We start from the raw sequence: 21,447 nt of genomic DNA, 5'->3' as shown, positions 1-21,447 counted from the left end.
CCCCATGAGTGGAATCAGTTCGTTCGATAGGTGAGGCCAGCAGAAAAGATTGCAAGCCTCCGCGTGTGGGAAAAGTTCAGTGACTCCGAAGGTTCAGTGACTCCATAGTGAAAACAACCATCCTGACCACACGATAAACGAAAAAAGCCGTTCACGTTGCCATGAACGGCTTTTTTTGCAGAACCCGAAAGCCGATCAGTTCGAACCCGCCACTTTGGGCGCGTCTTCGTAGATCAGTAGGGGTTTCCCGTCGCCGTCAATCACGTTGTCGTCGATGATGACCTTGCTAACACCTTTCATCTGCGGCAAATCGTACATGACATCAAGCAACGCCTGTTCCAGGATGGAGCGCAGGCCGCGAGCGCCCGTCTTGCGACGGATCGCCTTGCGTGCAACAGCCTGCAACGCAGCCGGGCGAATTTCGAGCTCGACGCGTTCCATATTGAACAGCTTGTGGTATTGCTTCACCAGAGCGTTCTTCGGTTCGACGAGGATCTTCATCAACGCCACTTCGTCGAGCTTGCCAAGCGTAGCCACCACCGGCAGACGGCCGATCAGTTCAGGGATCAGGCCGAACTTGATCAGATCTTCCGGCTCCACTTCGCGCAGCACTTCGCCGGCGTCGCGGTCCTGCTTGCTCTTCACGCTTGCGCCGAAGCCGATACCGGTTTTCTCGGTACGGTCGACGATGACTTTCTCGAGGCCGTCGAATGCGCCACCGCAAATAAACAGAATATTGGTGGTGTCGACCTGAATGAAGTCCTGATTCGGATGCTTACGGCCACCTTGCGGCGGCACCGACGCCATCGTGCCTTCAACCAGTTTCAGCAGGGCCTGTTGCACGCCTTCGCCCGATACGTCGCGGGTGATCGACGGGTTGTCGGACTTGCGGCTGATCTTGTCGATTTCGTCGATGTAGACAATGCCGCGCTGGGCCTTGTCGACTTCGTAATTGCAGTTCTGCAGCAGCTTCTGAATGATGTTCTCGACGTCTTCGCCGACATAGCCGGCTTCCGTCAGCGTCGTTGCATCGGCAATGACGAACGGGACATTCAGAAGGCGTGCGAGCGTCTGTGCGAGCAAGGTCTTGCCGGAACCGGTCGGGCCGATCAGCAGAATGTTGCTCTTGGACAGCTCGATTTCGTCCTTCTTGTCGAGGTGCTTGAGGCGCTTGTAGTGGTTGTACACCGCGACCGCGAGAATCTTCTTCGCGCGTTCCTGACCGATCACGTACTGGTCGAGGATTTCACGGATTTCCTGCGGACTCGGCAGATCGGACTTGGACAAGCCCGCCTCGATGCCCGCACCTGCAGCCTCATCGCGGATGATTTCGTTGCACAGGTCGATACATTCATCACAGATGAACACCGACGGGCCGGCAATCAGTTTTTTGACTTCATGCTGGCTCTTGCCGCAGAACGAGCAATACAACAGCTTTTCGCTGTTAGAACCTTTCTTGTCCGCCATAGATGTGTGAGCCTCCGGACACTCGATTACATGATACGCCGTTTGCCCCGGCCTCGCAGTTTGGGCGCGGCAGGGCTTGAGCCAAGGTGACGGCGTTTGCCGCAGGCACTCGGACGAGTCTTGATTATTTCACAACCGATCCGACGACGGCCTCGCCCCATTTTGGGGCAAGACCGCACCGGCGTTTCAAGGACACTTCAAGGACGCTTGTGCGCCACCTGATCAACCAGACCGTAAGCTTGCGCGTCATCGCCGGACATGAAATTGTCGCGGTCGGTGTCGCGTGCAATACGCTCGACCGGCTGGCCGGTGTGGTGCGCGAGCAGGTGATTCAGACGTTCCTTCAGGTACAGAATTTCACGCGCCTGGATTTCGATGTCCGACGCCTGGCCGCGCGCCCCGCCCAGCGGCTGGTGAATCATCACCCGTGAATTCGGCAGCGCAAAACGCTTGCCCTTCGCGCCCGCTGCCAGCAGGAATGCGCCCATACTAGCCGCGAGACCCATGCACAACGTGGACACGTCCGGCTTGATGAATTGCATCGTGTCGTAGATCGCCATCCCGGCCGAAACCGAACCGCCCGGGCTGTTGATGTAGAAGCTGATGTCCTTGTCCGGGTTTTCACTTTCAAGGAACAACATCTGCGCGACGACGAGGTTGGCCGTCTGGTCGTTCACTTCACCGACCAGGAACACGATGCGTTCCTTCAGCAGACGCGAATAGATGTCATACGAGCGCTCGCCCCGGCCGCTCGTTTCCACGACGATCGGCACCAGTCCGAGCGCCTGCGCTTCGAGATCCCGGGACGACTGGGAGGTCAACGTGTCCAGCATTTGGGCGCGAAAGGTCATGCAATGGATCCTTGTCTGGAAATATTCTAAATATTAGATGCTAGACAGGTGTGGCCGACGAGCCCGTATTCAAGTGCCCGATCAGTGCGAGCGCGGCGTGCGACGCAGTGTAAAACACGCCATGCAAAACGCACCGCACTTTCACAGCACAAAAAAACGGCGTGCGGGCCGTCGCTCCGACAGCCGGCACGCCGTTGCAGCGACGCTTACGCTTGCGCCGTTGCGCTTGCCAGTTCTTCGAAGCTTACTTCCTTGTCCGTCACCTTGGCCTTGCTGAGGACGAAATCGACGACGTTGGCTTCAACGACGTACGCTTCCATTTCTGCAAGACGTTGCTGATTGGAATAATACCAGCGGACGACTTCCTTCGGGTCTTCGTAGCTTTTCGCGAATTCGTCGACTTCGGCACGAATCTGCTCCGGCTTGGCTTGCAGTTCGTTGGCCTTGACCAGTTCGGCCAGCACGAGGCCCAGCTTCACGCGACGCTCAGCCTGTTCCTTGAACATTTCAGCCGGGATCGGTGCGTCGGCGGCGTTCGGCACGCCACGTTGCTCGAGATCCTGACGCGCCATGCCGACGAGGCGTTCCTGATCCTGTGCGATCAAGGCGCTCGGCACGTCGAGTTCCGAAATCTTCAAGAGCGCGTCCATCACCTGATTCTTGACGATGGCTTGCGTGCGGCGCTTCGCTTCGCGTTCGAGATTGTCTTTGATTTCAGCGCGCATCTTGACCAGATCGCCGTCTTCGATACCGAGCGACTTGGCGAATTCGGCGTCGATTTCCGGCAGATGCGGCCACTCGATCTTCTTCATCGTGATCGTGAATTGCGCAGTCTTACCAGCGACATCCTTGCCGTGATAGTCAGCCGGGAAAGCCAGGTCGAATTCCTTCGATGCGCCGACCGCGAGGCCCAGCGCTGCTTTTTCGAATTCCGGCAGCATGCGGCCTTCGCCCAGCACGAAAGCGAAATCTTCAGCGCTGCCGCCCTGGAACACTTCCCCGTCGATCTTGCCGACGAAGTCGACCGTCACGCGGTCGCCGTCTTTAGCCGCCGTGTCCGCGCCGCCATCACCGTGCTCGCCGGCTTCGCCGCGAGCGTGGAAGTGCACGCGCTGCTTGCGCAGGATGTCCAGCGTACGGTCGATTTCCGCTTCGCTGATGGTGGTCGTGGTGCGTTCGATTTCAGCCGTGGCGACGTCACCCAGCTTCACTTCCGGATACACCTCGAACGTCGCGTCGAACGCGTAATCGCCTTCAGCAGCGTCGGCCTTCGGCGCGAAGCTCGGCTGACCGGCAACGCGCAGGTTTTCGGCGCGGCTGATGTCGAAAAATTCCTTGCCGACCTTGTCGCTCAGCACTTCAGCTTCAACCTGGCCCGAATACTGTTGCGTCACCATCTTGAGCGGCACCTTGCCCGGCCGGAAACCCGGCATGCGCACGTTCTTTGCCAGTTGGCGGATACGCGAGTCCACTTCCTTCTGCACGGTGTCCTTCGGCAGGGAAATCGTTACGCGGCGTTCGAGCTTGCCGAGGTTTTCAACAACGTTAGCCATGGCTTCAATCGTCCTAAAATTATTCGAGCGAATCAGTTATCTTCTCCGTGCCGCTTTTCGATGTCGCCGATGTCGCATTTGCGTCGTCTGGCATCGATTGCGCGCCTGCGCCGCGGGCTTGCAGGCCGCCGGCAGCACGGTTGGGTCCAAAGAGCCGAATATTTTAGCAAACTATTTGCGCGCTTAGCCGGGATTCGATGATTGCGTGCGCTTTTATCGGTGTTCGAGCCGTTTTCCGCGCTGTTTTTCGCCTGTTTGCAGGTTGCCTGGCGGCGGTTCGCTGAACGCTTCACGCCCATCCCCTGCCAGTTTTCAGCTCGCTTACGGCGTGTTAACGACCCCTTTCCCTGCCGCGCCTGTGTCGGAAGCGCCCGCATGACCGATATGCCTCGCGCCCGCCGCCCGCGTTCATACGGATGGATCTCGCGCGCGCCTCCACGGACAATCCCGGCTATGCCATTCGACATATTCAGTCGGCGCGCCCATGCTGATAAGCTTACGGACGCGCTCGGGGCTGCGCACGCATCTGGTCAATTCACCCGCCCTCGCAACGACTCCAACCATTCAGAGACACCATGCCGAATTTGCCGTCCTCGCCTGTCGTCGTCATCGCCCCCGATTCCTTCAAAGGTTCGCTCAGCGCGGAACAGGTCGCCCAGGCGATTGCGTCCGGCATCCAGCGCGCCCGGCCGGACGCCAGCGTGCGCATCTGTCCGATGGCCGACGGTGGCGAAGGCACGCTCGACGCCATGCTCACGAGTGGCGGCGAACGCCGCAAGCTGAGCGTGCGCGGCGCGGCCGGTCCGATGCGCGAGGCACTCACGGGCCTGCTGGCAGACGGCAGTGCGATCATCGAAACTGCGGAAATCGTCGGCATTACCGATCCGGTCGGCATGGGTGTACCGGTCGAGGCGCGCAGCACGCGCGGCATGGGCGAAGCGATTCGCGCGCTGCTCGATGCAGGCGTGCGGCGCTTTTTCGTCGCGCTCGGCGGCAGCAGCACGAACGACGGTGGCGCCGGCCTGCTGGCCGGCCTCGGGCTGAAACTTTTCGACGCACAAGACAAAGAACTCGACGCCACACCCGAACAACTCGCGCGCGTGGCGCGTCTCGACGTGTCGCAACTTGATGCGCGCCTCGCGGACACACAATTCGTCGGCATGTCGGACGTGGATAATCCCCTGACCGGCGATCACGGCGCAACCGCGGTGTTCGGTCCGCAAAAGGGCGTGAAGCCGGAACAGGTTGCTGCGATCGACGCCGCCCTCGCCCGCTTCGCCGATCTGCTCGAGGCAGCGCTCGGGCGCACAGCCCGCGACCAACCCGGCGCGGGTGCGGCCGGCGGTCTCGGCTTTGCGCTGCACATGCTCGGCGCGCAGTTCGAGCCGGGTGCGGAAACCGTCGCGCGCCAGATCGGTCTGGACGCTGCGCTCGAGGGCGCGAACTGGCTGATCACCGGCGAAGGCCGCTCGGACGTGCAAACGCTGCACGGCAAGGCGCCGTTCATCGCGTGCCGTCATGCGCAGGCGGCGGGCGTACCGGCCACGCTGCTTTCCGGCGCGGTCGACTCCGCGGCGCTACCGCGTCTCGCCGAATACTTCAGTGGCTGCTTCTCTCCGGCCCCGGGGCCGATCACGCTCGAGGTTGCGATTCGCGACGCAGCGCGTCTGCTGGCGGACGCGGCCGAACAGTTGACGCGCCTGAAATACGGCGCGCGTTGACCGGCGGAACGGTTGCGGCAACAATCACAGCGCCACGACCGCACCCACTCACAACGGGAAGACAATGAAGGCATCCGCCAGAACCGGACTCGAACAGTTCCTCACGTACCGTCTGCACGTCCTGAACAAACTCGCCGAGCGTGGCATCAGCGAGCGCTATCAGGACAAATTGGGCGTGACATTACCTGAAGCAAGAGTGGTGGCGTCGGTGGGCTCGTTTGGACCGTTTTCGATCATGGAACTGGCGCGGCACGCTAACCTCGATAAGAGTCAGGCGAGCCGTGCGGCTGAGGCATTGATCAAACAAGGACTCGTCAAGCGCGAGCCGAGCGCCGAAGACGGGCGCGTCGTGCTGGTGTCGCTGACCCCTGAAGGCCGCGCGCTCTATCGCAAGGTGATGCCGATCGCGCGCAAGTGGAACGGGGATATGTTCGACTGCCTCGACGAACAGGAAAAACTCGCGTTCGGCGCAGCGCTGGACAAGATCATCAACACGATGTCGGAGCGCGAGGAGTAAGCAACGGCGTGCGCAGGCGCGGGGCGCCCGTGACGGGCAATCCTCTGGCGCCGCGATCGCTCTGTTCGGCGCGATTGCCACGCTACAGCGCAGCCCCTCGGCACGTTCCAATAGCACGACTTCCTGCAATCCTTTACGCCGAGGTACGCTCGCACTGAAGTCACTTCTTTTCCGTGCTTTGACCGTCAGCGCTAGCGGTGCCTGCGTCCTTAGCTGCAGCGCTCGCCGCGCCTGACCCGCCGCCGAGGCCATCGCCGGCCAATCCGCCAGCGTCGGCCGCGCCGGCCACTCCACCGCCGCCGTCGGCCACGCCGTGAGCCTGAGCCGCAGCCTGCCCCTGAGCGCCACGCGCAAGCCGCCAGGCAATCGCACCGAGCGAGCCAACGGCCAACAACAAAGCGGCCCACAACATATAGCGCCGCATTGCATCGGGGTCTTTGCCCGACAACTGCGCATCCGCCTCCGGCCCAACGGGCAATTCCTCACCCACCCGCGCCATCACCGCAACTGACGAAGCGCCCATCAGCAGATCCGCGCGGCTCACCGCCGACGACACCGCAGCCGCATTCCCCACCGCCAACGTAAACGGCGCCGCGCCGCGCGCGACAAAGGTGAGCGTCGCCGGACGCCAGCCCGCGGCGACGGTCAACGCACCGCTTCCCAAACCGCCATTGCGCGTGTCGACCACCACGCGCCAGTGGCGATCCGTGTCGGGCTCCATTTCAAGCGATGGATTGCTCTGTTCCACCGTGCCGTTATGCAAGCGGAACAGCGTCGCGCTCGATACCTCTCGCCACGCCGTCTCCAGACCCGAGCGCGAATAGACGACGGCCGGCGCCACCGTATTCGGCTGCGGGAGATTCAGGCGCAAACGATCGACGGGATACGGCCCACCGCTCTCGAAGAAATACTCGCCGGCTTTCGGCCCCGGATGGGCGACGATCCCTTCGCGCCATTGCCGTTGCATATCCGCGCGCTGCGCCGCGCCGGCGCTGGCCACCTGCACCTGAGCGTCGATCGATTCGACATACGGCGCACCGTCGAGCCAGTGCAAGCGCAGATAGCGTGCGCGCATCCCATTGAGCTCGATGCGATCCTGGCTCAGCGTGCTGCCGTTGTAGCTGACCTTGAGCAGTTGCGCCTCGCCCGCGGGTTGCCAGTTGCGCAGATCGTCACTCGACTCGACGCTGACGCGCCCCTGGTAATTGTCGTCACGCACATGCACGACCAATGCATCGACCCGCGCTTCGCCCCGCGCCTCGCGCGCGACGTCGATCAGGTCCGTGTCATGTTGCGAGCGATCAGGCGGCGCTGAGGTTGCTCGCAGCGATCCGTCAGCAGCAATCGTCACGCCGAGTGGCGCACCGGTGCCGCCGGAAGCGGCGGGCGGCAAGGGAAACCAGTGCACCGTTCGCAATGTCGCCGGCGCGCGGGCCGACTCACGTGGCGCGTCGAGCGAATAAGGCACAGGCTCGCCGGCGCCATTGAATACGCGCACATCGCCGAGATCGTTGCGCTGGCTGGCAGCGTAGACGGCTGCCGGCAACGGCACGCTGTAATAGGCGGCGCCGCTTTCGAGTTCGAGCGCAAAACGCTGGGCAAAACGATCGGCCGCTACGGTCGCCGTCGATACCCACACAGACGAGATCGCGAGACACCACCCCGTCGCTATCAGGACACGCTTCATTGCTCAGATTCCAGAACGGCCGCTTTCGGCGGCAACGGCGAGAAGTAGCCTATCAGCAGCAGCATCAGGCCGATACCGATGAACGACACGATCCGTTCGATACCCGTCACGTGCGACAAATCGAACAGGAACAGCTTGACGACGGTCGCCGCCAGCAGGCCGCCGCCGATGAACCAGAATATCCGGCTGGCCCGGCGCGTTGCCCAGATCATCATAGCCAATGCGCAGACTGTCCAGAACACCGATACCGAGGCCTGCACGAGCATCGAATGTGACATCTCGTCGAGCTGATACGGCACGCCAATCCAATGATGCAGCGTGCGCAGCAGCATCGCATTGAGCCAGATAAATCCGGTCACGCCGACCGCCACCTGCAAGGGCACACGGTATTCGCCGACCGGCACACCCAGACGGCTGATGCGCACGAGCCACAACGCCGCCAGCGCAAAAATCACCGCCTGCACCAGGTCGAGCGGATTGAGCAGCGGCAGCTGCGCCCACGCGCCGCCGTCCTGTGTCAGGTTCGCGTAGAACGTCCACACCCACATCACCAGAACGAGCGGCGTCGATGCAATCGCGCACAAGCGCACGATGCTGTCGCGACGCGCGAGCCACAGCCCGGCAAATGCAAACGCGCTCCAGCCGACCAGAAACACCTGTTGGAAATTGAACGACGCCAGCACGGCATCGACATCGTACGCCGCATGGAAATGATGATGCAGCGTGCGCAGCAGCAACGCGTTGAACCATAGGAACAGCGTAGCGAGCACCGCATAGTCGAAGGCCCGCGGATGCCAGTGCACACCGAGTGCGCGCAACCGCCGCAGCCACACGGCGCAGGCGATGAACGCGAGGATCTGCGCGACATCCAGTGGATTCAGAATCGGCAGCCAGAAGAGCGGCGCGGCGCTGCCGTCGCTCGTCACGCTCGCGATGCTCCAGGCCCACAGCAAGGCGGCGAGCGGCGCCGCGGCCCACACCTGATAGGCCATTACGAAACGCGCGACCGGCCAGCGCAAACGATGCCCGACGCCCGCCACCAACAGCAGCAGAATGCCGAAGCCATAAGCCCACGCGCTCCAGCTCCATGCGCCTTCCGGCACGTAGGCGCGCAGGCCCCAATAGCCTTCGAGCGCGACGAGCGCGCCGGCGGTCCAGAACATCAGCGTATGAAGCGGCGCAAGCACACGATCGCCGACATCGCGTTGCTGACGCCACAGCAGCAAGTAGGTGGACGCGGCGGCGACCGCGCAAACCAGCCAACCGTAACCGCTGACCGGCGCCATGCTCAACATGAACAGGCCCAAGGTCAGCAGAGCGAGAACCGGCACGAGCGCGAGCGCCGGAAGTTCGACGAGCGGCCAACGCAGCTTGCGGCGCGTGCCGTGCGCGAGCCACGCTGTCAAAACGGCGAACAACGCGACGACGGCAGTCTCGAAGCGATCGCGGTCATACGCAAGATGGGTCTGCGCATACGTGTTAATTTCGCTGAGACCACCCAATATCCACCACGACAGCCCCCACACGCCGGCGACAAGGCCAATCTGAGGCATCCACGCGTGCCACGCGCCCGCCTCGCTGCGCCCATGCAGCCGCCATCCCGTGAAGATGCCCGCGACCGCGATCAGCACGCTCGCGATGTACGCACCGTTGAGCACCGGCCAGGCATGCGCGGCATCGATCTGCGCAAGCGTGCCGACCACATACGCACCCGCCGCGGCCAGTTGCATCAGCAAGCCGAAGCCGAAAGCGATCAGGCGCCGCTGACGCACAGCGAGCCAGGTGATCGCGGCGCCTTCGATTGCCCAGGTCGCGCTCGTGGTCGGTCCGGTGAAAGCGAGCGGGACGGCGAGCGTTGCAAAGATCACGGCCAGCGCGAGCATGGCTTCGAACATCATGCCGAGGTGCGCGCGCCGCCGCGCGAGCCACCCCGCGATCGCGAGGTAGAACGCGGCCAGCGCCACCGCGCTCCACGCGAGACCGAATTCGGTGCCTTTCATCAGCGCCGCTTGCAGACCGATCGCGACGAGTGGCGTGCCGAACACCAGGGTGCCGTCGACGTAATGCTTGAGCGCGACTTCGCGGCGCACCGCGTAGAGCAGCGCGATGCCGACATACATCAGGAAGAACAGGATCAGGAACGGTTCGGTGCTGGCAAGCAGCTCGGGCCGGTAGGCCGTCACGCCCCACGCGGCGCCGATCGAAAACGTGAACACGAAGCCGAGCAGATTGAGAGGCCGCCACGCCTTGAACCACGCAATCGCGAAGATGCCCGCGTTGAGCAGCGCGTAGTAGCTGAACAGCATCACGTGACTGCCGCCGCCCGTCGAGAGAAGCACCGGTGCGAGGAAGCCGCCCGCGCTGCCCATGAAGGCCAGCGACGACGCGTTCTGCCGCACCGCCAGAAACGCGCTCAAGCCGCAGATCGCGATCATCAGCGGCAAGGCGGCGCCCGCCGGCAGCAGATGGTAGAGCCTGGTTGCGGCGAACACGGTCAGATAGAGCGCACCGACGCCACCGCCCTGCAGAATCAGCCCGTACGCGCCGCGGCGTTCACCGATACGCCAGCCGAGTCCGATCAGCACGGTTGCAGCAAGCGCGACGCCGGCAAGGCGGAATTCGATCGGCAGCAGGCTGTTGTCGGCTGCGTATTTGAGCAGGAACGCAATGCCGAAGAACAGCACGATGATGCCGACCCGCACGACCGTGTTGCCGCCGAATAGCCAATCGCGGCCACTTTTGAAGAGGCGTTCGGCGAGATTGGGACCGCGCGGCGGAGACGGTGGTGCGGGCGGGGTTTGCGCTGGCAGTTGTTCGGTGGAAAGCGCGGGCCCGGCGGATGGCGACAGCGTCATCGGGCTGGTTGGCGGAGCACTCAGCGTGCTTGATGCACCTGAAGCGCTCGATGCAGGCGTGCCGGCCGACACGGGTGGCGTGACCGCAGTGGCGCTCGCCGTCGGGCGCACAGCGGCTGGCTGCGCCGGCATTGCCTCAGGCTCGGGATGCGACTTCTGCCGCACTGCAGGCGGCATCGCGTATGGACGCGGCACGACATTGGCCGGACGCAGTTTGAACGTCGCAGGCTCGCCATCCACGCTTTCAGTCGCCGATACGCCTGTAACGCTGGCCCGCAATTCGTGGATCTCGCCGCGCAGCGCGACGATCTCGCGCTCGAGTTGCTCGACGCGCTCGGCCAATGTGCCGGATGGGCTGCCGGGTTGGCTCAAGCTATAGGCCGCAGCCGGCTTGGATGTGGGTTCGTTCGCGACACCCGGACGCTTCTTTTGCAACAGCCGTGCAATCGCAACGCCGGCCACCCCACCCACCAATGCACCGAAGCCGATCGAGAAATCGTTCGACACGGCGGCGATTATCCCGACCACCACGCCGATCACGGCAAATATCACGCTCATCGCATCCCTCTTTTATTGTCTTCTGTTGCGAGATCCCTTTGTCGCTCGAATTAATCCGAGAATATCGCGTCGGCAATACAGCGAAAATCGGCGCGCAGAATACCACGTAAATCGCGCTTTTGAGCCATCGGGCGAGCGCTGTCGGATCGTGACGCTTATTTGCTGATGCATATCGATTTTTCCCAACTTTGCGCGCTTATTTCCAGAGATTAATCCGCCGGCGGGTAGGCATGAGCGCATCGCGTGCATTAACAATCTACGCAATATGGATGACAACGGATACCACCCAATCTCGGGCGCAGTTCGACGGGCACACCAATTACCTGGACAAATCCAGCAGCGGTGTCCGACTCCATATTGCTCAATAGACTGACCGCGCTGAAAACCATCGTCCCGCCGCGAACACGGCAGCCCCGGCGAGGCAGCCGCGTTCGCGGCAACCCGTCAACCATGTCAAAATTCGGAATCGGCCGCCAGGCCTTCAGTCACCCCCATTTCATCCAGGGAAGCTTCAGTGGACATCAACAAACAGGTAGCGGCCCTCACCGCCTCAGAACTTCAAACCGCCGGCGCGAGCCAGGCGACGGCGATCGCCGTCAGTGTCGTGCTGCGTCATCTGCGCTCGCCCGAGCTGGCGAAACTGTTGTCGTCGGCGTTCGAAAACCACCAGGCCGTCATGCTGCAAACGCCGTGGCCCGATCCGATGCTACAGGCGTTCGAATCGACCCGCCGCTTTCTCGAAGGCGCCGTGCAAGCCGAGTTGCCAGGCACGCAAGCCGAACCGCAACCGCCAGCACCGGACGCCTGAGCGCTGCCGGGCCCACCAGGCCTGGCACCAGGTCGCAAGAAAAACAAAAAACCCCGTCAGTCCAAAGACTTAACGGGGTTCTCTGCTACATATTTGTTGGTGCGAGGGAGGGGACTCGAACCCCTACACCCTTGCGGGCGTCAGGACCTAAACCTGGTGCGTCTACCAATTTCGCCACCCTCGCAGCCGGGCAAAGCGCTGTGCGTTGTGCCCGATGTCCTGCATGCCCACGGCCGCGTTAAAACCCGCGCCCGAAAGCGTAAGCGCGAGATTCTAACCGATTGATTCGCAGTTGTCTGCATTTGCTCGTGCATCGGCCCATTGGGCGTCGATGCTACAATTTTTGGCTAAACGCACGCACGACGTGCCCTTGTTCGCCCGCCCTTCCCCACATTCCTATCCCGTGAATTTCGACGAATACTGCCAGCAAAAAGCGGCGCCGCCCGGATCGAGCACTTACTATGCGCTTCGGCGGGCGCCCGCGGCAAGCCAACCGCTCCTGACCGCGCTGTTCGCGCTGCGTCGCGAGTTCGAGGAAACCGTTAAGGAAACCAGCGATCCGGCCATCGGCCGCACCAAACTCGCGTGGTGGCAAAACGAACTCGCCGCGCTGGCTTCGGGCTCACCGTCACATCCGGTTTCCAAGGCGCTGGCGGCTTATCTGCCCAACGTAGAAACCGAATATCCCGAGTTGCAGGCCTTGCTCGCCGGTTTCGAAATGGACCTCGACCAGGCGCGCTATCTCGACTACCCGAATCTGAGGCGCTATGTGCAAGGCGTCGGCGGCACCTTCGCGTCGCTGGTCGCGCGTGCTTCGGCGAAAGACAGCGCGCAGGCATCGACCTGGTCCGCGGCGCTCGGCGAGGCGCTGCAGCTTGCGCAGTTCGTCGCCGAAACCGGCAATGACGCGCGCCACGGCCGCATCTATATTCCGATCGACGAAATGCAGCGCTTTAACGTCACCGCTGCGGATCTGATCAACAGGAAATATTCCGACGCGTTTACCGAGCTGATGCGCTTCGAGACCAAGCGTGCGCGCGACGCGTTGCAAGCAGCGCTCGCCGCCATGCCCGCAAATGAGCGCCGCTCGCAGCGCACGCTCGTGGCGCAGGCAGCGCTCGCCCTGGCGCTGCTGGATGAAATCGAACGCGACGGCTATCACGTGCTGCATCAGCGCATTGCGTTGACGCCGATCCGCAAACTCTGGATCGCGTGGCGCGCGAGGTAGGCGAGCGACACAACGGCCGTTGGCTCATGCTGATGAGGCAACGCTGTCCATCGTCAGACGCGTAGCAACGGCAGCGGTTCGAACCGCTGCTGCAGGATCGCGGACGCGTCGAGCCCCCACCACGGCCCGAGCACGGTCGCGTAGAGTTGCTGAAAATCGACGCCGACCGGCAAGTTGCCATTGCCATCGAGCCGCGCGAGCACCGGCGGCACGCCGTACAAACCGCCCCGCACTCGCCCGCCCATGACGAAATGCGGCGCCACGGTGCCGTGATCGGTGCCGTTGCTCTGATTCTCACGCGGGCGCCGGCCGAACTCGGCATAGGTCATCACCAGCGTCTCGTTCCAGCGGCCGAGTTCCACCAGCGCCGATTTCATCGACGCAAACCCATCGGCCAGTTGTTTGAGCAGCGCCGCCTGTTGACCCGGCTGATTCTGGTGCGTATCGAAACCGTTCAGCGTCAAACGGATCACCGCCACACCCTGCCCGCTCTTCGGCTGTCCTTGCGGCGTATTCCCAGCCGCGAGCACCTGCATCGCCGTCTTGATCGAACCGCCGAATGCGCCGCCGGGAAACACCGTCTTCAATTGCGCCTGACCTTGCGTGGGACGCAGACGATCGGCGGCTTTCACGATATCGTTCTCGACGTCGAGAATGTGCGCCAATTCCGGATTGCGCTCGTGCAGCGACACCGGCGTGACGAGGCGCGAAGCCTTGACGAACTGTGCCGGATTGACCAGCGCGATCGCGCGTGCGCCGTTGGCAAGCGGTCCCATTTCGGCGCTACCGATCACCACACCGTCGGCGGCAAAACCGGCGGGCACCGGCGTCTGCGCGAACGCGCGTGTGAGCCAGCCCTCCCGCAGATATTGATCCGAACGCGAGGCGGTGTCCCAGATCTCGATCGAGCGGAAATGCGACAGGTTCGGTTGCGCGTAGCTGACGCCCTGCACGATCGCCAGTTGCTGGCTCTGCCAAAGTGGCATCAGCGGCTGCAACGACGGATGCAGCGCGGTGCGCTCGTCGAGCTGGATCGCCTGCTCACGTTTGATGCCGATGTTTTTACGCAGCTGATAGTAAGTGGGATCGGCAAACGGAATCACGGTATTCAAACCGTCGTTGCCGCCCTTCAGTTCGACGAGGATCAGCAGGTTGCCGTAGCCTCGATTCGCTGAGCCGCCCACTTCTGCCGCCTGCGCACCGAACGCGCGTGGCAACCAGAGCGTTGCGCTGGCGGCTGCGCCCATCGAGAGAAAGCTGCGTCTTTTCATCCTGCACCTCGTTCGATTGTCATGGCGCGTGTCTTGCCGCCTTCGACGGATCGTTTATTTGCGCTGCTCATCGGCGTTATACGGTTGAGCGGCTCAATTCCGTCGCCCGTCCGCGCTGCTCACTTTCTCACTTCAGCTGATAAGCCGGGTCCATCAGCAGCGCCTCCAGATAAGCGCTGGCGGTCGAATCGGTTTCGATCGCGTCGACTGGCGTGAGCGGCAAGACCGCGTGCTGCAACTGAAGCTCCGCCGACAGCCCCGGCTTCGCCGTCGGCGCGGTGTTGTAATGCGCAAGCCACGTGTCGATATCAAAGCGTACGCCACCCTGGCTGACCGGCCCGACACGCGCCATCGCACGCTGCATCGGCTGACTCGCCGGCATATTGCCTGGTGCGCCACTCGCCGCGATCTTTGGGCCCACCGGATTGTTCATGTGCTGCGGACGGGCAGTTTCAGTCGCGCGAAACAGTTGCTCGACGAATTGCTTGCGCGCCAGCAGCGTCGAACTATTGATCCATATCGTACCGCCCGGCCATCCTTTGACGTTGGGCGGGTAGAACAGGTTCTCGCCAAGCGTGCGGATCTGTGCGGCGAACGGCGCCGTGTTGTCGTAGCCAATGTCGAACGCACGCAGTGTCCCGACCACGAATTCAACCGGCGATTTCACTAGCACGCCGCGATCGCCGTCGTCCCAGAACGCGTCGCTCATGAAAAGGCTGCGCAGCGCGACCTTGATATCGTAATGACTCGCGCGGAACTGCGCGGCGATCGGGGCGATGCGAGCGGGGTCCGGTGTGTCGGAGACGAACTCACGCCACAGCTTGGTCGTGACGAATGTCGCGGTTTCCGGTCGCGCAAGCAGGATATCGAGCACCTGATCGCCGTCGAACGGACCGGTTTGACCGAGCACGGTCTTGTCGCCATCGTCGTGCAGGTTGGCGCGCCACACGTAAGCCTGGGTGTCGGGGTCGAGGCTCCACCCCGTGTAGGCACGCGCGGCTTCCGATACGTCGCGTTGTGTGTAGTGCCCTTCGCCGAGCGTGAACAGCTCCATCACTTCACGCGCGAAGTTTTCGTTGGGCTTGCCCTTGCGATTGCTGGCACCGTCGAGGTATTGCAGCATCGCCGGATCTTTCGCGACGTCGTGCAACAACTCGCCGAAGTTGCCCAGCGCGTCGCGGCGCAACAGTATGTTCTGCTGCGCCATCTGCTGCGGATACTGGACCTTGTCCTGGCCGGAGGTGAAGTGGTTGTGCCAGAAGAGCGTCATGCGCTCGGTCAACGGCGACGGCGTGCCCAGCATCTCGCGCACCCACCACGCACGTAATAGTTCGTAACGTTGGCCGCGCAGCCGCTGCTCGTCGCGGCGTTGATCATCCGTCCATGTCTTGCGAATGTCGCGCGTCGGGATGGGTTCGAGCACCCAGTCCGGCAGCGGCGTGACAGATTCGGTTCGGGCTGTTGCGAGCACCTTGTCCACTGCCTGCTCGCGCGTGAGGCCGACGTATTGCGCGACCTCGCCGCTATCGGGCGCAAAGCCGACGCGCGTCAGGAAAAAGCGGGCATCGTCGGCGTCGAGGGTGTCCTGGTCGGCCACGGAAACGGCTGACGCGGCAGACGGCGCGCGATGCTTGTTGTGGGGAGCATGAGAGATAGAGGCGCCCTGCTGCACGGCCGGCGCCGGTGCGCACCACGTCGCGACCACTAACGCCGTGGCCATGACTGCCAGCCAGCGCCCATCTTTACCGCCTGTCAGCACTTTCATCATCGGTCATCCGGTTGCGGGGCATCACGGAAAGGCATTCGCGCATGGAAAAACGCTCTATGCACGCGCTGTGCTCTGGCGACTCAACGGCAGATGGAACGGGAAAGTTGACGGGGGAAGTGCAACGAAATCTTTCATGCGCGGAGAAACGGGGTCCGGCTGACGACCAGCGTGCCCAGGAGCAGGCACGAAAATAGCTACCTCTTATAGAGCTCGCGGACAGCGTCTTCGATGTGCTGCCGTAACAGGCGCCGCTCGTCGGGCGTCATATGACCATCACGGCGGCGTTGATCGAGATCGGGGGGAACTGCAGTGCGCAACATCACGTCTGACGCAGGGCGGTCGTTAGTGACGCTGGGGTTGTGGCGGCCCGCTTTGGAATTAGGCGGCTTGGGGCCGCGCTCGCTCGCAGCTCTGTCGGCCGAAGGCTGGGCGTGGGCGAGCGTTGGTCCTAGTGTGCCTGCAAGCGTACCGGCAATCGCCAGTGCAATTACGCTCAGGCGCACATTCGGCCAAACCCCTCCCTTCATGTTGTTCCCTTCGTGGCGCGGCAACCGGCTACCTCAAATGCGTATACAAACCCCGGTAGCGAGCCGGGTGCGAGAGTTTTAGTCGTGTGAAGTATCCACCGAACAGCCGCATTCAGTAAAGGAGTCTACCTGCCCATGCTTTACGTCGTGCCACAGTGCGGGTAAATTTTGTAACTGACTGTAACCCGATAAATGATGCAACCGCGCGCTACTTTCTAATCGCGCTAAGATGCCGACCATGGAAACCAAAAACCCTTCGAAAATCCTCGTCGTCGACGACGATCCGCGCCTGCGCGATCTGCTGCGCCGCTACCTCGGTGAACAGGGCTTCAATGTCTACGTTGCCGAGAACGCGCCGTCCATGAACAAGCTCTGGGTGCGTGAGCGCTTCGACTTGCTGGTGCTCGATCTGATGCTGCCAGGCGAAGACGGCCTGTCGATCTGTCGCCGCCTGCGCGGCAGCAACGACCGCACGCCGATCATCATGCTGACGGCCAAGGGTGAAGACGTCGATCGTATCGTCGGCCTCGAAATGGGCGCCGACGACTACCTGCCCAAGCCGTTCAACCCGCGCGAACTGGTCGCGCGGATCCACGCGGTGCTGCGCCGGCAATCGCCGTCGGAGCTGCCGGGTGCGCCGTCCGAAACCACCGAAGTGTTCGAGTTCGGCGAGTTTGCGCTGAATCTCGCCACTCGCACGCTGACCAAGGCCGGCCAGGAAATTCCGCTGACCACCGGCGAGTTCTCGGTGCTGAAGGTGTTTGCGCGCCATCCGCGTCAGCCGCTGTCGCGTGAAAAGCTGATGGAACTGGCACGCGGCCGTGAATACGAAGTGTTCGACCGCAGTCTCGACGTACAGATTTCGCGTCTGCGCAAGCTGATCGAACCGGATCCGGGCAGCCCGCGTTTCATCCAAACCGTCTGGGGCCTCGGCTACGTGTTCATTCCTGACGGTGCAGCCTGAGTTTGCTCTCCCACCCCAGTGTCGACCAGAGTTGGCGCTTTAGCGCCTTATCTCTGGTCCCATGCAAAGCGGTCGACCAGAGTTGGCGCTTTAGCGCCTTATCTCTGGTCCTATGCAAAGCGGTCGACCAGAGTTCGCGCGTCAGCGCGACTACTCCGGTCCCATACAAGCTAGTTCCAGATAAGAAGGGCCCATGCGGATCGACCGGCGCCTCCTGACGCTCGCGTTCGGCGGCCTTTTCTGGCGGACCTTTCTGTTGATCGCGCTGTTGATCGCAGTCAGTCTCGCCGCGTGGTTCCAGAGCTTTCGGGTGATCGAACGCGAGCCGCGCGCGCAGCGCGTGGCGTTGCAGCTGGTCGCCATCGTCAAGCTCACGCGCACCGCACTCCTCTATTCCGATCCTGACCTGCGGCGCGCCTTGCTGCAGGACCTGGAGAGCAATGAAGGGGTGCGCGTGTATCCGCGCGAAACCACCGACAAGTACAAGCTCCAACCCGACGAGTCGCTGAACCGGCTGATCGAACACGACATTCGCGGCCGCCTCGGCGACGACACGGTCATTGCACAAAGCGTGAATGACATCCCCGGCGTCTGGATCAGCTTCAAGATCGACGACGACGATTACTGGGTGGCGCTCGACCGCGATCAACTCGACAACGCGACGGGCCTGCAATGGGCCGGCTGGGGCGTGTTCGCGCTGGCGCTATCACTATTCGGCGCGGCTTTCATCACCAGTCTCGTGAACCGCCCGTTCGCCCGGCTCGCCATGGCTGCTCGCAAGGTCGGCTCGGGCCAGTCGCCAGAGCCCTTGCCCGAGCGCGGCATGGGCGTGGCCGCCGAGACCAATCGCAGTTTCAACCAGATGGTGCAGGACCTCGAACAGCTCGAGGCCGACCGCGCGCTGATGCTCGCCGGTATCTCGCACGATCTGCGCACGCCGCTCGCACGGCTGCGGCTCGAAACCGAAATGAGCCCGTCCGACCAGATCACCAAAGACGCGATGGTCGACGACATCGAGCAGATGGACATGATCATCGGCCGGTTCCTCGATTACGCGCGTCCGGTGCAGCGGGTGCCGGAGCCCGTCGACCTGTCGGTGATTGCAGGCGAGCTTGCCGCGCGGATGCAAAGCGAGGACAGCATGCGGCTGATCACGCGTCTCGCGCCCTCGGCGGTGATCGAGGCCGATGAGACCGACATGCGGCGCGTGGTGGGCAATCTGCTGGAAAACGCGCGCAAGTACGGTTTGAGCGACGGCGACGGCATACCGCACGTGATTCTGGAAACCCGGGTATCGCACTCGCGGGTCGAGTTGTCCGTGGTCGACGAAGGGCCAGGAATTCCTGAAGACCAATTGGCGCTTGTCACGCGACCGTTCTATCGCGTGAATTCCGCGCGCACCCAGGCGAACGGCACGGGCCTCGGCATGGCCATCGTGCAGCGGCTGGTAGGCCGTTATCGCGGCGCGCTGCGTCTGCGCAACCGCACACCAGGTCCGGGCCTCGAGGTCACAATCGAGTTTCCGCTCGCAAAAGGCGCCTGACCGGCTGGGCGTCGCGCAGCCCGTGAGACGGTCGACCGCGTTGAGTCATATCGCTCCAAGGCGCTAGCCAAACACTATTGAGCGCATAACCTCATAGGGCCATACTCGAAAACGTGCAACGTGCCTGTTACGACGAGCTGATAGCGTCGAACATGCTGCTTTCCAATCTCACGAAGGAGCTCTTGCATGAAAACCGTTGGCGATAAAGTCGAAGCGTTCACCGTCACTGCGGCCAAGCCGGGCTTCAACAATCATGAAGAAAATGGCGTGTCCGCGTTCGAAGAGATCACGGAGCAGTCGTTTCCGGGCAAGTGGAAAATCATCTACTTCTATCCGAAAGACTTCACGTTCGTGTGCCCGACCGAAATCGTCGAGTTCGACAAGCTGGTCAAGGACTTCGAAGAGCGCGATGCCGTACTGCTCGGCGGCAGTGTGGACAATGAATTCGTCAAGCTGGCCTGGCGCCGCGAGCTAAAGGAGCTGAGCAGGCTAAACCACTATTCGTTTGGTGACGTGAAGGGTGAGTTGATCGACCAGCTCGGTGTGCGCGACCAGGAAGCCGGCGTGGCGCTGCGCGCAACGTTCATCGTCGATCCGGACAATACGATTCAACACGTTTCCGTGAACAACCTGAATGTCGGCCGCAACCCGACAGAAGTGCTGCGTATTCTCGACGCTCTTCAAACGAACGAAGAGTGCCCGTGCAATCGCCCGATCGGCGGTGCAACGCTGTAAAGCCGCGTATTGCTGCTGAAGATGGACAGGTTTTTTTCGCGCGCAGCGGGATTAAGTTTTTTCGCTGCGCGCTCATGGTTTTTGTGGATGCACCGCAAACACCAAAACCAAAATCCAATATCAATTCTTGATTAACAAAACCACCGCCTGCGCTTCAATGCCCTCGCCTCGTCCGAGGTAGCCCAGCTTCTCATTAGTCTTGGCTTTAACATTAACCCGCTCGACCGGCAGGTTAAGATCCGCAGCGATATTAGCCCGCATCCCTTCGATATGCGGCGCCAGCTTGGGCGCCTGAGCAACCACGCTGCTATCCACATTGGCAATGGAAAACCCGGCAGCTTTAACGCGCGCAAAACACTCCCGCAATAAAACCCGGCTATCCGCACCAGCGAACTTCGCATCCGTATCGGAGAAATGCCGCCCAATATCGCCCATCGCGGCCGCGCCGAAAATAGCATCGGTAATCGCATGCAACAGCACATCCGCATCCGAATGCCCGAGCAGCCCGCGCTCATAAGGAATCGTCACGCCGCCGATAATCAGCGGACGTCCCGGCACCAGCGCATGCACGTCATAACCCTGCCCAATTCTGAAATCCATATGCGTCAAGTCCTCAAGCCCATTGATTAAAATCTGATTTATCCATTCAGGAAGCCGAAGACGGTCGGCACAAAATCGCCTCGGCCAGATCGAAGTCTTCCGGATAAGTGACCTTGAAGTTGCGCAAACTCCCCTGCACCAGGCGGGGCGCGTGCCCCAGCCACTCGATCGCGCTTGCTTCGTCGGTCAAATCGTGGCCGTCCGCTTGCGCGCGCAAAATCGCCTCGCGCAACATGCCGATGCGGAACATCTGCGGCGTTTGCGCTTGCCACAGGCCATCGCGCGCCTCGGTGCGGGCAATCCGCCCGTCCGACGAGGCTGGGTCGATCCGCTTCAAGGTGTCCGCCACCGGCAAGGCCATGATGCCGCCCACCGGGTCGTCCTTCAGCGCGCCGATCAGCGTGCGGATCAAGCCAGGCGTGATGCCCGGCCGGGCGGCGTCGTGCACCAGCACCCAGTCGTCGTCGCGCGCGCCGAATTCGGCCAGCGCGTGCAGCCCGTTCAGCACCGACGCCTGGCGCGACGCCCCACCGGCGCGGCGCACGGCGAAACGCAAGCCGCTGAAGCGGCGGGCGTCGAAGTGCTGGTCGTCGGGGGCAATCACGACAAGGGTTTGCGCAAACTCGCTGCAGGCGTCGAAAGCCGCCAGCGAGTAATGCAACATGTCGCGACCGGCGACAGTGCGATATTGTTTGGGCATCGCGGCGCCGGAACGGCTGCCGGTGCCAGCGCACGGAATCAGGGCAAATAGACGGGAAGTCACGAGTGCGGATGCCGCGAGGTCAAAGTAAAGG

At 62.4% G+C, this 21,447-nt stretch carries 17 protein-coding genes and 1 tRNA gene; 7 read left to right on the top strand and 11 right to left on the bottom strand.

Features of this window, described 5'->3' with window-relative positions; translation table 11 throughout:
* Positions 1 to 195 precede the first annotated feature (195 nt).
* The 3 genes from clpX to tig all read right to left on the bottom strand — a co-directional run bounded on the left by clpX (position 196) and on the right by tig (position 3,871).
* Complete coding sequence (clpX, locus tag BM438_RS02265; protein ID WP_007182009.1) at positions 196 to 1,467, bottom strand: ATP-dependent Clp protease ATP-binding subunit ClpX; 1,272 nt, start codon at positions 1,465 to 1,467, stop codon at positions 196 to 198.
* A gap of 197 nt (positions 1,468 to 1,664) precedes the next feature.
* Complete coding sequence (gene clpP, locus BM438_RS02260; protein ID WP_007182010.1) at positions 1,665 to 2,318, bottom strand: ATP-dependent Clp endopeptidase proteolytic subunit ClpP; 654 nt, start codon at positions 2,316 to 2,318, stop codon at positions 1,665 to 1,667.
* Between the two features lie 206 nt (positions 2,319 to 2,524).
* Positions 2,525 to 3,871, bottom strand: coding sequence for a trigger factor (tig, locus tag BM438_RS02255; protein ID WP_093632690.1), 1,347 nt, complete (start codon positions 3,869 to 3,871; stop codon positions 2,525 to 2,527).
* 575 nt (positions 3,872 to 4,446) lie between these two features.
* Between tig and BM438_RS02250 the strand changes: the two genes are divergently transcribed.
* Together BM438_RS02250 and BM438_RS02245 are read left to right on the top strand one after the other, a co-directional pair.
* A complete protein-coding gene (locus BM438_RS02250) occupies positions 4,447 to 5,592 on the top strand; it encodes a glycerate kinase (protein WP_093632689.1) in 1,146 nt (381 codons plus the stop codon).
* 64 nt (positions 5,593 to 5,656) lie between these two features.
* On the top strand, positions 5,657 to 6,109 hold the full coding sequence (locus BM438_RS02245) for a MarR family winged helix-turn-helix transcriptional regulator (protein ID WP_093632688.1): 453 nt from the start codon (positions 5,657 to 5,659) through the stop codon (positions 6,107 to 6,109).
* Positions 6,110 to 6,269: 160 nt separating this feature from the next.
* Here BM438_RS02245 and BM438_RS02240 read toward each other — a convergent pair whose 3' ends face one another.
* Positions 6,270 to 7,796: a DUF3999 domain-containing protein gene (locus BM438_RS02240; RefSeq protein ID WP_093632687.1), complete on the bottom strand. Its 1,527-nt coding sequence runs from the start codon at positions 7,794 to 7,796 to the stop codon at positions 6,270 to 6,272.
* Positions 7,793 to 11,209 carry a DUF2339 domain-containing protein gene (locus BM438_RS02235; RefSeq protein ID WP_093632686.1) on the bottom strand — a complete coding sequence of 1,139 codons (3,417 nt, stop codon included), beginning with the start codon at positions 11,207 to 11,209 and terminating at the stop codon, positions 7,793 to 7,795. Before BM438_RS02235 ends, BM438_RS02240 begins: the two co-directional genes overlap by 4 nt.
* A gap of 514 nt (positions 11,210 to 11,723) precedes the next feature.
* Between BM438_RS02235 and BM438_RS02230 the strand changes: the two genes are divergently transcribed.
* Positions 11,724 to 12,017 (top strand): hypothetical protein, encoded by a 294-nt coding sequence (locus BM438_RS02230; protein WP_093632685.1) that lies wholly within the window; start codon positions 11,724 to 11,726, stop codon positions 12,015 to 12,017.
* Between the two features lie 97 nt (positions 12,018 to 12,114).
* Here the strand turns inward: BM438_RS02230 and BM438_RS02225 are convergent.
* A tRNA-Leu gene (locus BM438_RS02225) sits at positions 12,115 to 12,201 on the bottom strand.
* 219 nt (positions 12,202 to 12,420) lie between these two features.
* Here BM438_RS02225 and BM438_RS02220 point away from each other — a divergent pair.
* Positions 12,421 to 13,245, top strand: a complete 825-nt coding sequence (locus BM438_RS02220; RefSeq protein ID WP_093632684.1) for a squalene/phytoene synthase family protein — start codon at positions 12,421 to 12,423, stop codon at positions 13,243 to 13,245.
* A gap of 53 nt (positions 13,246 to 13,298) precedes the next feature.
* Here BM438_RS02220 and BM438_RS02215 read toward each other — a convergent pair whose 3' ends face one another.
* From BM438_RS02215 to BM438_RS46065, 3 genes are all read right to left on the bottom strand, one after another.
* Positions 13,299 to 14,516: a DUF1501 domain-containing protein gene (locus BM438_RS02215; protein WP_093632683.1), complete on the bottom strand. Its 1,218-nt coding sequence runs from the start codon at positions 14,514 to 14,516 to the stop codon at positions 13,299 to 13,301.
* Between the two features lie 127 nt (positions 14,517 to 14,643).
* On the bottom strand, positions 14,644 to 16,284 hold the full coding sequence (locus BM438_RS02210) for a DUF1800 domain-containing protein (protein ID WP_244179218.1): 1,641 nt from the start codon (positions 16,282 to 16,284) through the stop codon (positions 14,644 to 14,646).
* Positions 16,285 to 16,478: 194 nt separating this feature from the next.
* On the bottom strand, positions 16,479 to 16,811 hold the full coding sequence (locus tag BM438_RS46065) for a hypothetical protein (RefSeq protein WP_093632682.1): 333 nt from the start codon (positions 16,809 to 16,811) through the stop codon (positions 16,479 to 16,481).
* Positions 16,812 to 17,040: 229 nt separating this feature from the next.
* Between BM438_RS46065 and ompR the strand changes: the two genes are divergently transcribed.
* The 3 genes from ompR (at position 17,041) to BM438_RS02190 (ending at position 20,053) form a co-directional block, all read left to right on the top strand.
* Positions 17,041 to 17,775, top strand: coding sequence for an osmolarity response regulator transcription factor OmpR (ompR, locus tag BM438_RS02200; protein ID WP_006048917.1), 735 nt, complete (start codon positions 17,041 to 17,043; stop codon positions 17,773 to 17,775).
* A gap of 193 nt (positions 17,776 to 17,968) precedes the next feature.
* Positions 17,969 to 19,318 (top strand): ATP-binding protein, encoded by a 1,350-nt coding sequence (locus BM438_RS02195; protein WP_093632681.1) that lies wholly within the window; start codon positions 17,969 to 17,971, stop codon positions 19,316 to 19,318.
* Positions 19,319 to 19,504: 186 nt separating this feature from the next.
* Positions 19,505 to 20,053, top strand: coding sequence for a peroxiredoxin (locus BM438_RS02190; protein WP_093632680.1), 549 nt, complete (start codon positions 19,505 to 19,507; stop codon positions 20,051 to 20,053).
* Positions 20,054 to 20,173: 120 nt separating this feature from the next.
* Here the strand turns inward: BM438_RS02190 and ispF are convergent, their stop codons facing one another.
* Positions 20,174 to 20,653 (bottom strand): 2-C-methyl-D-erythritol 2,4-cyclodiphosphate synthase, encoded by a 480-nt coding sequence (gene ispF / locus BM438_RS02185; protein WP_093632679.1) that lies wholly within the window; start codon positions 20,651 to 20,653, stop codon positions 20,174 to 20,176.
* A 46-nt stretch (positions 20,654 to 20,699) separates the two neighbouring features.
* On the bottom strand, positions 20,700 to 21,416 hold the full coding sequence (ispD, locus tag BM438_RS02180) for a 2-C-methyl-D-erythritol 4-phosphate cytidylyltransferase (protein ID WP_093632678.1): 717 nt from the start codon (positions 21,414 to 21,416) through the stop codon (positions 20,700 to 20,702).
* Between the last annotated feature and the right edge of the window lie 31 nt (positions 21,417 to 21,447).

This window comes from Paraburkholderia aspalathi, assembly GCF_900116445.1.
GTDB classification, from domain to species: domain Bacteria; phylum Pseudomonadota; class Gammaproteobacteria; order Burkholderiales; family Burkholderiaceae; genus Paraburkholderia; species Paraburkholderia aspalathi.
Note: the sequence above shows the minus strand (reverse complement) of the source record. Positions and strands in the feature narration are given on the sequence as shown.

Coding starts and splice junctions, on each gene's coding strand:
- clpX (WP_007182009.1), bottom strand. CDS start 1,467: ATGGCGGACAAGAAAGGTTCTAACAGCGAAAAGCTGTTGTATTGCTCG.
- clpP (WP_007182010.1), bottom strand. CDS start 2,318: ATGACCTTTCGCGCCCAAATGCTGGACACGTTGACCTCCCAGTCGTCC.
- tig (WP_093632690.1), bottom strand. CDS start 3,871: ATGGCTAACGTTGTTGAAAACCTCGGCAAGCTCGAACGCCGCGTAACG.
- BM438_RS02250 (WP_093632689.1), top strand. CDS start 4,447: ATGCCGAATTTGCCGTCCTCGCCTGTCGTCGTCATCGCCCCCGATTCC.
- BM438_RS02245 (WP_093632688.1), top strand. CDS start 5,657: ATGAAGGCATCCGCCAGAACCGGACTCGAACAGTTCCTCACGTACCGT.
- BM438_RS02240 (WP_093632687.1), bottom strand. CDS start 7,796: ATGAAGCGTGTCCTGATAGCGACGGGGTGGTGTCTCGCGATCTCGTCT.
- BM438_RS02235 (WP_093632686.1), bottom strand. CDS start 11,209: ATGAGCGTGATATTTGCCGTGATCGGCGTGGTGGTCGGGATAATCGCC.
- BM438_RS02215 (WP_093632683.1), bottom strand. CDS start 14,516: ATGAAAAGACGCAGCTTTCTCTCGATGGGCGCAGCCGCCAGCGCAACG.
- BM438_RS02210 (WP_244179218.1), bottom strand. CDS start 16,284: ATGATGAAAGTGCTGACAGGCGGTAAAGATGGGCGCTGGCTGGCAGTC.
- BM438_RS46065 (WP_093632682.1), bottom strand. CDS start 16,811: ATGAAGGGAGGGGTTTGGCCGAATGTGCGCCTGAGCGTAATTGCACTG.
- ompR (WP_006048917.1), top strand. CDS start 17,041: ATGCCGACCATGGAAACCAAAAACCCTTCGAAAATCCTCGTCGTCGAC.
- BM438_RS02195 (WP_093632681.1), top strand. CDS start 17,969: ATGCGGATCGACCGGCGCCTCCTGACGCTCGCGTTCGGCGGCCTTTTC.
- BM438_RS02190 (WP_093632680.1), top strand. CDS start 19,505: ATGAAAACCGTTGGCGATAAAGTCGAAGCGTTCACCGTCACTGCGGCC.
- ispF (WP_093632679.1), bottom strand. CDS start 20,653: ATGGATTTCAGAATTGGGCAGGGTTATGACGTGCATGCGCTGGTGCCG.